Annotated in this window: 9 protein-coding genes and 1 pseudogene; 9 read left to right on the top strand and 1 reads right to left on the bottom strand. The window is 58.6% G+C overall.

What is annotated here, in order from left to right:
* The first annotated feature begins 9 nt into the window (after window positions 1-9).
* The 7 genes and pseudogenes from AC13Q5_RS29720 to fhuB all read left to right on the top strand — a co-directional run bounded on the left by AC13Q5_RS29720 (window position 10) and on the right by fhuB (window position 7,070).
* Complete coding sequence (locus tag AC13Q5_RS29720; protein ID WP_488504121.1) at window positions 10-1,329, top strand: lysine N(6)-hydroxylase/L-ornithine N(5)-oxygenase family protein; 1,320 nt, start codon at window positions 10-12, stop codon at window positions 1,327-1,329.
* A gap of 75 nt (window positions 1,330-1,404) precedes the next feature.
* Window positions 1,405-2,049, top strand: coding sequence for a 4'-phosphopantetheinyl transferase family protein (locus tag AC13Q5_RS29715; RefSeq protein WP_488504120.1), 645 nt, complete (start codon window positions 1,405-1,407; stop codon window positions 2,047-2,049).
* A 164-nt stretch (window positions 2,050-2,213) separates the two neighbouring features.
* Entirely contained in the window at window positions 2,214-2,804 is a 591-nt protein-coding gene (locus AC13Q5_RS29710; RefSeq protein ID WP_457879416.1) for a sigma-70 family RNA polymerase sigma factor, read from the top strand.
* Between the two features lie 57 nt (window positions 2,805-2,861).
* Window positions 2,862-3,242: pseudogene (locus AC13Q5_RS29705) on the top strand (GNAT family N-acetyltransferase); the annotation flags it as partial.
* Between the two features lie 132 nt (window positions 3,243-3,374).
* A complete protein-coding gene (locus tag AC13Q5_RS29700) occupies window positions 3,375-4,187 on the top strand; it encodes an ATP-binding cassette domain-containing protein (protein WP_488504194.1) in 813 nt (270 codons plus the stop codon).
* On the top strand, window positions 4,177-5,082 hold the full coding sequence (locus AC13Q5_RS29695) for an iron-siderophore ABC transporter substrate-binding protein (RefSeq protein ID WP_488504119.1): 906 nt from the start codon (window positions 4,177-4,179) through the stop codon (window positions 5,080-5,082). Before AC13Q5_RS29700 ends, AC13Q5_RS29695 begins: the two co-directional genes overlap by 11 nt.
* Window positions 5,079-7,070, top strand: a complete 1,992-nt coding sequence (fhuB, locus tag AC13Q5_RS29690) for a Fe(3+)-hydroxamate ABC transporter permease FhuB (protein ID WP_488504118.1) — start codon at window positions 5,079-5,081, stop codon at window positions 7,068-7,070. The genes AC13Q5_RS29695 and fhuB overlap by 4 nt, the downstream gene beginning before the upstream one ends.
* Window positions 7,071-7,380: 310 nt before the next feature.
* On the opposite strand, the gene AC13Q5_RS29685 is transcribed toward fhuB, so the two are convergent.
* On the bottom strand, window positions 7,381-9,570 hold the full coding sequence (locus tag AC13Q5_RS29685; RefSeq protein WP_488504117.1) for a TonB-dependent siderophore receptor: 2,190 nt from the start codon (window positions 9,568-9,570) through the stop codon (window positions 7,381-7,383).
* A 331-nt stretch (window positions 9,571-9,901) separates the two neighbouring features.
* On the opposite strand from AC13Q5_RS29685, the gene AC13Q5_RS29680 reads away from it, so the two are divergent.
* Both AC13Q5_RS29680 and bcsN read left to right on the top strand, forming a co-directional pair.
* Window positions 9,902-10,771: an alpha/beta hydrolase gene (locus AC13Q5_RS29680; protein WP_488504116.1), complete on the top strand. Its 870-nt coding sequence runs from the start codon at window positions 9,902-9,904 to the stop codon at window positions 10,769-10,771.
* Between the two features lie 283 nt (window positions 10,772-11,054).
* Window positions 11,055-12,011 (top strand): cellulose biosynthesis protein BcsN, encoded by a 957-nt coding sequence (bcsN, locus tag AC13Q5_RS29675; protein ID WP_488504115.1) that lies wholly within the window; start codon window positions 11,055-11,057, stop codon window positions 12,009-12,011.

The raw sequence follows: 12,011 nt of genomic DNA, 5'->3' as shown, positions 1-12,011 counted from the left end.
AGCTGCATCATGACATCGCACGTGCTCGACCTCGCCGGGGCCGGAATCGGTCCCTTTAACCTCAGCCTTGCCGCTCAGCTCGATTCCATACCGCAACTTTCCGTCCGCTTCTTCGAACGGCGCCCGTCCTTCGCATGGCATCCGGGAATGATGCTGCCGGGCGCGGAAATGCAGACATCTATTCTCAAGGATCTGGTGACGGCCACCAACCCGACAAGTCCCTGGAGCTTCCTCTCTTATCTCGTTGCACATAAACGCTTTTACCAGTTTCTTAATGCGGAATATGAAGCCGTCCCTCGCAAGGAATTCGCCGATTATCTCGGATGGGTCGCGCGCGGACTGACTTCGCTTCGCTTCGGTGCAAGCGTTCGAGAAGTCCATGCCAATGATGGCTTTTTCTCCATCGCAACCGACGATGGCGCGATCAGCGCTCGCAATCTTTCCGTCGGCGTTGGCAAGGTTGCGTCTCGTCCGGCCTGGGCCGAACAGCTGCCAAAATCCATGACCTTCCACAGCAGCGAAGCGACGCAACGTGTCGGTGATGTCAAAGCGCCTCGCGTTGCCGTCATCGGCGGCGGCCAAAGCGGCGCCGAGATCGTCGATGCCCTCCTGGACCTGAAGGCCGTTTCGACCATTCACTGGATCAGCCGCCGCCCGAATTTCGAACCGCTCGATGCGACGCCATTCACCAATGAGCTTTTCACGCCAAGCTATATGGAGCGCTTCCACGGACTTCCCGAGGAGCTCAGGCTCACCCATACGCGCCGGCAGGTACTGGCCAGCGACGGCGTTTCTGCCTCCACATTGAAAAAGCTCTATCGCCGGCTCTACGAGCGAAAGCTTGATGCCGCCGGTCACCCCGATCACGGCATATCATTGCGTCCCTTCCGCAACGTCATTGCGGCCGAACAAGATGGTCCCGAAATCACGCTGACCATGCGCAACGGCTTCGATGACAGCATCGAAACACTGACGGTCGATATGATCGTCTTTGCAACCGGCTATCGCTTTGTGCTTCCGGAATTCCTGCATTCGCTCGAAAACCGCATTGAGCTCAGCTCCATCGGCGAGCCGGTGCTGGAAAGCGACTTCTCGCTCGCATGGGACGGTCCGCGTGACAATCGCATCTTCGTCCTCAATGCCGGACGTCATAGCCACGGCATTGCCGAACCGCAGCTCAGCCTTGCCGCATGGCGCAGCGCCGTGATCGCCAATGCATTGCTTGGTCGCCAGCATTTCGATCTCGATCAGCTCGATCCCATCGTGCAGTGGGAAACGCATGGGCAGCCGTCAAACCTTCCCTCTCACATGGGACAGGCAGCGGAATAGGTGAAAACCGACCAAGCGGAGGAGCAGACGGCGCAGGTGGAGCTTCACAGCCTGCGTCTGTCCGATGACATTGTCGTGCCGGACTCGATCCTGAGTGAGGCGGAAAAGAACCGCGCCGCCGCATTTCGATCATGCGCGGCGCGGCGTCTCTTCGTTGCTGGACGGGTCCTGTGTCGAAGTATCATCGCCAATCTGCTTGGCTGCACCCCGCAAGCGCTTTGTCTTGCGATTACCCCCTCGGGCAGGCCTTACCTGCGTGATTACCCCGATATCGACTTCAATCTCTCGCACACGGGAGATCGCATTGCGCTCGCGATCTGTCGCGGCGGCCACATCGGCATCGATATCGAGCGCCTTGATGCATTTTCGGAGAGGGAAGCCTGCGAGATCATGCCGATGATCCTTTCTCAACAAGAACTCCAGCAGGTGCATCAATTGAATGAGCGACATCGCCACGATGTTTTTCTCGCCTGTTGGGTTCAGAAGGAGGCCGCACTGAAATGCTTCGGCCAGGGCTTCCTGGCTGACCCGCAAAACGTGATGCTGGCGCCAGGAAGCACAACCTTTAGAAGCATGAATCAAGCGTCAGGCGAAACGATCTTCATCCATTCCGGCCGGATCATCGACGGAGAAAGCGGGGATTTTCAATGGGCTATCGCAACATCAAAGGCTGCGGCAGAACCGCAATGGCGGCATCATAAAAGCGGGATTTTCTTCTAGATCCTATAAAAAGTTAGAATAAAATCAGGTGGATAAACCGTGATTTAGGAGATGCTTCACTTTTCGACTCCGCTATCTTGACTATCATTGTCATGTTTTATAGGTTCCCTCTCAAAAAGAGGGGCACATAGAAATGCAACTTTGGATTTCAGCGAGAGCCCGACATGATTGCCAACCATTCGCAGTCGACTTCCAATGAGCAACTCCAAACAGCACTTCACGCCTATCCGAAGCTCCTCTCCGTCGCGCGCAGGATCACGGGCTGCATGAGCTTGGCCGAGGATGTCGTGCAAGAAGTTCTCCTCCAGCTGGTCTCCAAGCCGCTGAAGGAGGATATAGCGGCGCCAACGCCCTATGTGATGCGCATGGTGCGCAATCTCGCGACCGATCATATGCGGCGCCTGCAATATGAGCGCGGCCTGTTCGTCGAAGAGGAAGTTGGCGGCAATACCTCGGCCTATGGAAGCCCCGAGGAACATCTTCACGAGGCCGAGGCCTACAAGGCCTTCCGCTGCACGGTCGAATCCATGCCCGCCAGAACCCGGAAGTTCTACGAGGAGCACTATTTCGACGATATCCCCCAGAAGATCATTGCCAAGGAGGCAGGCGTATCCTGCGCCCTTGTTTGCGGCCTTCTGCGAGAGGCTCATTCGCGGTGCCTCGCCGCTATCTCGCTTGAGGCCGACCATGCTTGCGCTGCCGGCAGCAGCCATAGACGAAACCGAACAACACGGATGCGGGAGATGCGGACCTGATGGCGGTTCTCCGCCATCGCCGCAAACTGCACTCCATCGCCAGGAAAGGGAAAATAGATGCAGGAAACCATCGAGATAACCGAATCCAAAGGCGCCATCTGTCGTGACATCATGTCGGAATTGACCGACTGGTTTACCGACCCCGATGTCATCGAAGCCTGCGCAGGTGCTGTGGAGACCCTGCCGATGTTCGGCTGCGTCGAGGCGGATACCGTTGCCGGCTTCGTTGCGCTACGCGCCCATCCTCCGGCTGCCATGGAAATTCTCGTGATAGCAACCAGGCGTCGGCATCATCGCAGCGGCGTCGGCAAGCGATTGCTGGCCGCAGCCGAGGCTTTTGCGCGCTCTTCCGATTGCAAGCTTCTAACGGTGAAGACGCTCGCTCCGCGCGGCAGGGACGAACCGCAATATGAAAAGACCCGCACCTTCTACGATAGAAACGGCTTCATCCGCGCCGAGATATTCCCGACTCTCTGGCGTGAAAGCGATCCGTGCCTGTTCTTCGTCAAGCCATTGACCTCAATAAACCAACCCGGCCGCCTGCCGGCAATCAGAATTTCAGGAATGATCATGAAAGACGAAACGATCACCGGAAACGATCAAAGTCACGCGACGGTCTTCACGACAGAGGGCCTGCGTTTCGAAGTCGACGGCAAAACCATTCTTCACCCGCTCGATATCAGCTTCAAGGCGGGTGAGATTTCCGGACTGATCGGCCATAACGGCTCCGGCAAATCCACGCTGATCAAGTTGCTGGCCCGACAGATTCAGCCGACCGGCGGGCGCATCCTGTTTGATGGCGTTGCCGCAGGCTCCTATGACATGCGTGCCTTCGCGCGTGCCGTCGCCTATCTGCCGCAGGACACCAGTTCGGCTGCCGGCATGACCGTCGAAGAGCTCGTCGCCTGCGGGCGCTATCCCTGGCACGGGGCGCTCGGGCGCTTTACCGATCTCGACCGGGAAAAGGTGGAGACCGCGATGAAGCTCACGCATGTCGATACCTTGGCAGGGCGAATGGTGGATACACTCTCCGGCGGCGAGCGTCAGCGTGTCTGGATCGCCATGCTGGTCGCTCAGGACAGCCGCTGCCTGCTGCTCGACGAGCCGACATCGGCCCTCGACATCGCCCATCAGATGGAAATCCTCGGGCTTGTGCGCGAGCTTTGCCGGACGAAAGATCTGAGCGTCATCCTCGTCCTGCACGATATCAATGTCGCGGCACACTTCTGCGATCATCTGCATGCATTGAAGCAAGGGCGCCTGATTGCAGCCGGCCCGTCGTCGAGCCTCATGAAGGCTGAAACGCTCAATACGATCTACGGCACCAATATGGGCGTCACAGCCCATCCCGTGCATGGAACGCCGCTTGCCTATGTCATCTGAACGCAGCCTCGAGACCCTGACGCTCTCGCGTCGCACGCTGCTTGCCGCTGCGGCGTTTTTTGCCGTTCCGCAGACGGGAATGGCAGCCGAAAGGATAGTCGGCCCGATCGTCTCCCTCGATTACGGCTTGGCGTCAACGCTGCTTGCACTCGGCGTGACGCCAGCCGCCATCGCTTCGCTAGCCGATTGGGACACATGGGTCGTCGAACCGAAAATGCCTGATGGTGTCATCGATCTCGGCACCACCGGCGAGATCAATCTCGAGGTCCTGGCAAGCGTCAAACCGGCGCTCATTCTGACGACGCCCTATCTCGCTCCCTTGAAACCGCAACTGGAAGCAATTGCGCCGGTCCTGGAACTGACGATCTATGCCGAGGGCGGCGAGGCATTGCCTCGTTCCATCAAGGCGACGCGTCGGCTGGCCGACGCCATCGGCCGGCGGCAACAGGCTGAAGAGTTTCTTACTCGGTCGGAACAATTCTTCGACGAATGCGCAAACCGCGTGAAGAAGCTCAATCCTGCGCCATTGGCACTCATCAATTTTGTCGACACCCGTCACGCCCGCATCTACTGCGGCGCAGGGCTTTACCAGAACGTCATGACCAGAATCGGCCTGAAGAACGCATGGACTGGACCTGGCGACTATTGGGGTTTCGAGACGATCGGGCTGGAGCAATTGGCAACGCTCGACCAGAGCCTGCGGCTGATCGCTTTCGAGCCGCTCTTGCCGCCCAACGTTCTCGATAGTTTGCAGGACAGCCCCTTGTGGACCAGCCTCCCCTTCGTACGGGCTGAGCGCGTATCCGTGCTGCCGGGCACCTTGATGTTCGGCATGGTGCAGGAAGCAGAGCGCTTCGCGCGCATATTGCTCGACCATCTGGAAAAATTCGCATGATCCGCACCGAAACGAATAAAGTCCTCGGTGCTCCAGCCGTGGCTCTGACGTTGTTTGCGCTTGCCAGCCTGCTTGCCTGGCATCAACTGGCCCCGGACTTCTCGCGCCTGTTCGAGCAGGAGGCCGGCTACGACCCGCGACGCCTGTTGCTCATCTATTCGACCCTGCCGAGGATCGTTACCGCATTGCTGGCCGGTGCCGCGCTTTCGCTCTCAGGAAGCCTGCTACAGCAGGTGCTGCGCAATCCGCTGGCCTCGCCTTCAACACTTGGCATTTCCGCAGGCGCCAACCTTGCGCTCGTTGCCGTCATGCTCGCCTTTCCCGCTCTGCAGGGCCTCAGCCGCGACGCCGTTGCCTTGTTCGGCAGCGCCGCAGCGGCAGCGGTCGTTTTCCTGATCGGCGCAAGGCGCGGCTTCTCACCCCTGGCACTCGTGCTGTCGGGCCTGATCGTCGGCGTCTGGAGCGGCGCGCTGGCCGCCATTCTGGTCCTGATGAACGATCGCTACCTTTCCGGCCTCTTTATCTGGGGCGCCGGATCGCTTGCACAGCAAAGTTGGACCATTCCGCTTTCCCTTCTCCCGAAAATCGCCATCCTCTCTGTCGCGGCCTTGCTGATGGCGCGGCCATTGGCGCTCATGGAGCTGGGCGACAGCAGCGCGAGCGGACTTGGCCTTTCGGTCAGGCGAACGCGCATTGCTGCCGTTTGCATTGCAATTGCGCTTGCCGCAATCGTTACCAGCGCCGTTGGAGTCATCGGCTTCATCGGCCTGATCGCTCCGCGCATCGCCCAGCTTGCCGGCGCCCGACAGATGAAGAGCCAGCTCATCTGGTCGCCCCTTATCGGCGCAGGATTGCTGCTACTGACCGATGAGGCCCTCGTGCTGCTTTCTGGTGCCTCTTCGACCTTCCTTCCGACGGGTGCCATCACTGCGCTGCTCGGCGCGCCATTGCTGCTGCTGATGTTGCCGCGTTTGAAGACCGTGCAGCGCAGCGCGCCATCCCTCTCTCAGAATGCAAATCGCGCCTTGCGGACGCCGCGCGTACTCTTGGCTGCATCGATCCCGGCGCTCGTCCTTCTGCTGGCCGGTGCCGTCTTCTTCGGGCGTGCGCCGGATGGAACATGGACGCTGCTCGCCTATCTCCATTGGCCCGATGTATTGCCTTATCGCCTGCCGCGCATCGCTGGTGCCTTTGCTGCGGGCGCGATGCTTGGCGTCGTCGGCGCGATCCTGCAACGGCTCAGCGGCAATGAGATGGCAAGCCCCGAGGTGCTGGGTATTTCGGCAGGCGCTACCCTTGGCGTCACCGCCGCGCTTTTCCTTCTGCCCGCTCCCGATATGGCCGCCCAACTGGGCTTCGGCGGTATCGGCGCTTTCGCCGTCCTCATCGCCATTTTCCTGTTCGGTATCCGGTCCGGTTTCGCGCCGGAGCGGGTACTTCTGACAGGCATTGCGCTCGGAGCCATGCTGGATGCTTTCATCAGCGTGCTGGCCGCGAGCGGCGACCCGCGTGCAATGATCGTGATGCAATGGATGAGCGGATCGACTTATCTTGTTGATACGCCTAAAGCAATTTCTGCGATGATGGCGGCGGCATCGGGCCTTGCGCTTGCCTTTCTTGCTCACCGCTGGCTCGACCTGCTGCCGCTTGGGACCGAGGCAGCACAGGCAATCGGCATTCGCGTCAACGCCGCCCGCGCCTGCCTCTTTGCTCTGGCCGCAGCCATGACCGCGGCCGCCACCCTCGTCGTCGGGCCTTTAAGCTTCATCGGCCTCATGGGTCCGCATCTGGCACGCGAGCTCGGCCTGCGCCGCGCAGCGCCCCAGCTTACCGGCGCAGCGCTCGCCGGCGGTGGCCTCATGGTGCTCGCGGACTGGTTCGGCCGAATGATCGCTTTTCCCTACCAGATGCCCGCCGGCCTGGTTTCTGCCCTCGTCGGTGCCCCGCTGCTACTGATATTGCTGATGAAGCGGCGCAGAACCGCATAATAGTGGTGGAAAACGGCCGTTCACTTTCCAAAGCGTCTCGCCGAAACGGCAAGTCAAACGGATGGAATCGCGGTACGCGTTGAGGCCGACGACTGGCTTGCGCATCGAGCCAACGCGACCGAAACAAGTATCTGATGGATGTGTGCTCGCGCTTCCAGGCGGCACTTATGAAAGTCGATTTGCAGGAAGAGCGATCGAACTTGATCTGAGAGAAACTGGGCGGGAAACGCTAAGGAGAATATCTCTCCTGTTTGCCGGCGTCTCGGAATAAAGACGGGCGCCGCGCAAAACGCGGCGCCCACAAGCAAGCTTACCAACGATACTTCAATGAAGCCGTGATGTTGCGGCCCTGCCCGAGGTAGCAATACCCTTCGTTGCAGACAGTCAGGCGCCGGTTGGCGATGTTGCGAACATCGACGGATGCGGTCAGGCCCTTGTATTTCTGATCGACCGCGCCGAAGTCGTAAGAGACAGCCGCATCGAGATAGACGCTTGCATCATTCTTCGCCGTGTTTGCCGTGCTGGTATAGGTCTCGCCCGTATAGCGGATACCGGCGCCGACGGTCAGGCCCTTTGCGGCCGAATCATCCTGGAACGTGTAGTTCGACCAGAGGCTGGCAATATTCTTCGGCGTCACGGCAGGCGCATTACCTTGATCGTCGCCGCGGGTGATTTCGGAATGGTTGTAGGCATAAGCCGCAACCACATCCCAGCCATCAGTGATGTTCGCTCTGGCTTCCAGCTCGATCCCCTTGTTGGTCACCTCGCCGAGCGAGGCATAGACGAGCGTCAGAGGATCGACCAGAACCGGCTTGTTCTTCTCGACGAGGTGATAGGCGACAGCAGAGAGGAGAATGTCCGTGCCCGGCGGCTGATATTTCACGCCGAGTTCATACTGCTGACCCTTGGTGGGATCGAGGATACTGCCGGATGCGGACCGCTGCGTGACCGGATTGAACGACGTCGAATAGCTGGTGAAGGGAGCTATCCCGTTGTCGAAGAGATAGAGCGCACCAGCTTGATAAGAAAATGCATTCTTGTTGAGGCTGTCGTTGGTGGTCGTATCGGTGGAGACGATGGTGGTGTCGGTCGATTGTTTGACCCAGGTCTGACGTCCGCCGAGCGTGAAGCGCCACTTGTCGAGCTCGATCTGATCGAGGGCGTAGGCGCCGAACTGCTCCAGTTTGGCGTTGACCCGGCTGTAATTATAGTCCGGCGTCGGGCCGGATACACCATATCTCGGATTGTCGAGATCGAAGTCATAGGCGGAGCTGGTCGTCGAATCAAATCCATATGCGAAAGAATCGTTCATATGGGTATAATCCAGGCCGAACAGCATGGTATGGGCAGCAGCACCGGTATTGAACTTGCTTTCAAGCTGGTTATCAACCTGAAAGACATTCATCCTGTCGCTGATCGCGCTCGCGCTGCGTTGAGCGACGTTGCCGACCCAGTCGATGGTGCTGAGATAGCGTGCCTTCAAATCCAGATGCGAGAAGCGAAGGTTCTGACGGAAGGTAAAGCCGCCGTCGAACTCATGTTCGAACTGGTAGCCGACCTGCTGCTGCTTGGTTTTCTGATAGTCGTAGTCTGGATCGCTGTCACGATAATCAAGGACATTGCCATCGGGGCCGATCATTGCGCCAGGATTGGCGTCCGTCTCCGTGGATTGCGCCGATCCGTAAACCGTAAACTTCGTCGATTCGTCAGGCTTCCATGTGAAGGATGGTTGGATGAAATAGCGATCGTCAGCGATGTCGAAATTGGTATCGCCCCTCCTTGCCAGGCCGACGATACGGTAGAGCATGCTGTCATCGTCCTGATTGACCCGGCCGCCGAAGTCGAACATCGTCTGGGCGCGATCCGATGTCCCGTACAGGACGCCGACCTCCCTGATCGTGTCGTCCGTCGGCAGCTTCGATATCTTGTTGACGATACCGCCCGGCGAACCGGCACCGTAAAGAACGGAGACAGGCCCCTTGATGATCTCGACACGATCAAGCGCATAGGGATCGGTACGGAACATGGCGTAGTTCATGTAGGGCTGACGCAACCCATCGCGATAGTCGCCGTCGGTGGTAATGTCGTTGCCGCGAACGTAGACTTGGTCGAAACGCGGATCGAAACCATAGGAGCCGGTCTGGACGCCGGCTGAATAGCGCACAGCCTCGATGATGTCCTGCGCGCCGCGCTCTTCCATTTCCTTCTTGGTTATGACCGAGACGGAGCGTGGGGTTTCGACCAGAGGCGTATTGATCTTGGTGGCGCCCTGGCTCTTCTTTGCCGCTACGCTCTTATTGTCGCTTGCGTCACTCGATTGGCCGCTGACGACGATCGGCGCGAGCTGGGTGGCATTTCCATTGTTCGCATCGGCCGCGGCGTCTTGCGCAAAGGCATTTCCACTTAAAACAAACAGTGTTGCAAGCGCCGTGGCGCCGCTTGCATGGTGGAATCTCTTACGTGCCAAATTACTGATATAATTATGATATTTCTGCTTCATAAGCCCTTTGCGCCTGCCCATTTTGAATAAAGATGGCGCAAATTAGTTCGCAGGCGCCGCTGGCGTCAAGAATACATGAGTACAAGAGTCATATTTTTTATCGGTTTCCACTCTCATGTTGCAGAATGGCCCCGGTTGCCGAGCATCGAATTGCGGAAAAGACCTGAAAATTAAGCCTAGCAGAGCATTTGGCTCGCTTGCCAGATCACCTTCTCCATAATATGAGAAATTTCATCATCTTTTCACATATCGGTGCTGTTGCTTCGGCGCCCCACATGATCGGTCAGCCGGAGAGACCATGTCCCCCACCTCATCACACAATGCGGCTGCCATGCTGGCGCCGGTCACTCTTCCCGGCTGCACATTCGTTGACCTGAAGTTTGACAATGCCGATCATCCGCACAGGATCTTTCTCTACCGTCCCGACAAGCCGGCGCCGCCGGAGGGTTGGCCAATCCTGTACATGACCGACGGCAACGCCTGTTTCGCAACCGCTGTCGACGCATTGAAAGTGCAGGCGAGCTATCCGAACGGGACCAATGTCGCAGAAGGCGTCATTGTCGCCATCGGCTATCCCACCGACGAGCCATATGACCCTCTCCGCCGCTCCTGGGACTTGAGCCCGCCGCCTGGGCGGGTCTATCCGCCATTTTTCCCCGATACGCCGGATGTGAAGACCGGCGGCGGCGAACGCTTTCTGACGCTCATCGAAGACGAGCTCAAACCCTGGATAGAGCAGCAGGTTCCGATCGACCGCTCACGCCAGGCGCTTTTCGGCCATTCGTTCGGCGGTCTGTTCACGCTCTACGCGCTGTTTCACAAACCAGATGCCTTCAGCCGCTGGATTTCGGCAAGCCCGGCGATCTACTGGGAAGATGCCGCTATTCTTTCGATGGAGAGAGAATTCCTGGACAGACACAAAGAGCCGCTCGATTTGGAGCTGCATCTTTCCGCCGGACAGTATGAAGGCGAAATCCTAGCGCCCTTCCATAAAGGCACCGCCGAAGAGCAAAAACGACAGGAGCGTGCAAAGGAAACGCGCACGATAGGACTCGCCCGCGAGATGGCTGAGAGATGGGCCAAACTGGCGTCGTCCACAGAAACGATCACCTTTGAAGAATATGCCGGAGAGAACCACATGTCGGTCCTCCCGGTCGCGCTGAACCGGGCCGTCCAAGTCTCATTTCGAAGAAAGAAATAGAATTAAAATTCATAGGATTGCCGCCTAAAGTTGCAGCGCGCCCTTCGGCAATGCGTCGTTCTTCGTGCATTCTGTGCAATGAAGCGCATTCGGCGCGCGTTTCTGGCTCTTTCCGAAGCGCCAATCGGTCAAAATTAACCATCGGTTAACCATAATCACCTTTATTTGCTATAGTGAATACAAGGACTTGATTCCAAAGACCGTCGCGCAATTTGCCGATGAATGTGACCAGACACGATTGTCGCGATCCGATAAGATGCATTTTTCAAAGACGATAGCATTGATGACATTGGCCTGCCTCGGCGTTGGTTGCTCGACGACCGGCCCGGTTCGTCAATCGATCGGTGTGGAAACGGTCACGAGTGACAAGGCGCTGGCCTTCCCGCCGCCCGGCGGACCGGCGATTGTCAATGTGGTCGAGCGCAGGCATGCCAAGGATGTCGAGCAAACGATCGCGCTTTCCACTTCGTCTTCCGTCTCAGGCCAGAATTTTCTCAAGGTCCAGTTTCTTGGGCTAACAGGCTCCAATCCCGGGCTCGGAAGCCGGCCCTATAATACGATCAGTGATGGGACGATCACGCGCGAAATGGCAGCCGCAGTGCCCGGCGTGCGGCTCGTCCGCTCGGCAACCTTCGTCCAGAACAATTATGGCCCCTTTGGCTACGCTTCCGGCCAGAGCCAGGCCGGCGATACCTGCCTTTATGCCTGGCAACAGGTGAAGGCAGGCTTTGCGCCGCCGCAGGAGCAGCGCAATTTCGGCATGGTGCAGGTGCGCATCCGGCTCTGCGACGCCGATGCGACGGAACGCGAGCTATTGAGCACGGTCTACGGCTATACGATCGCAGGCCATTTTGCTGGCGCGGCGCTGAACCCGTTCGGTGGTCCACGTGGTGCCGATGCTGTTCTCGGCAAACCCGGCGAGCTCGTCTATCCCGACGCAACGCCTTATCGCACGGCACCGATCAGCATCGGCTATCAGAACCGCCCGGTCGCACCGCGCCCTGCTGTCATACGCCGACCGGTCATAATGCAGCCTCAGCCGCAGGCGGCGCCAACACTGCCACCGATGATCGGCCCGCGCGTACCGCTGCCGGATGGTCAGAACGACCCGTCGCAGACGAACGGCGCAAGTGGAGCAAGTTCGATGGCCGTGCCGCCGCCGGCAAATACCGCAAGCAATATCATCGTGCCTTTACCGGACTGTAACGGAGCAACTGGCATATCTCAGGTGTGCCGCTAG

The sequence above is a fragment of the Martinezella sp. CNPSo 3964 genome, assembly GCF_057784375.1.
Note: the sequence above shows the minus strand (reverse complement) of the source record. Positions and strands in the feature narration are given on the sequence as shown.

Bases quoted from the DNA above. Each gene is read 5' to 3' on its own strand.
- AC13Q5_RS29685 (WP_488504117.1), bottom strand. From the start codon at position 9,570: ATGAAGCAGAAATATCATAATTATATCAGTAATTTGGCACGTAAGAGA.
- fhuB (WP_488504118.1), top strand. From the start codon at position 5,079: ATGATCCGCACCGAAACGAATAAAGTCCTCGGTGCTCCAGCCGTGGCT.
- AC13Q5_RS29695 (WP_488504119.1), top strand. From the start codon at position 4,177: ATGTCATCTGAACGCAGCCTCGAGACCCTGACGCTCTCGCGTCGCACG.
- AC13Q5_RS29680 (WP_488504116.1), top strand. From the start codon at position 9,902: ATGCTGGCGCCGGTCACTCTTCCCGGCTGCACATTCGTTGACCTGAAG.
- bcsN (WP_488504115.1), top strand. From the start codon at position 11,055: ATGACATTGGCCTGCCTCGGCGTTGGTTGCTCGACGACCGGCCCGGTT.
- AC13Q5_RS29720 (WP_488504121.1), top strand. From the start codon at position 10: ATGACATCGCACGTGCTCGACCTCGCCGGGGCCGGAATCGGTCCCTTT.
- AC13Q5_RS29700 (WP_488504194.1), top strand. From the start codon at position 3,375: ATGAAAGACGAAACGATCACCGGAAACGATCAAAGTCACGCGACGGTC.
- AC13Q5_RS29710 (WP_457879416.1), top strand. From the start codon at position 2,214: ATGATTGCCAACCATTCGCAGTCGACTTCCAATGAGCAACTCCAAACA.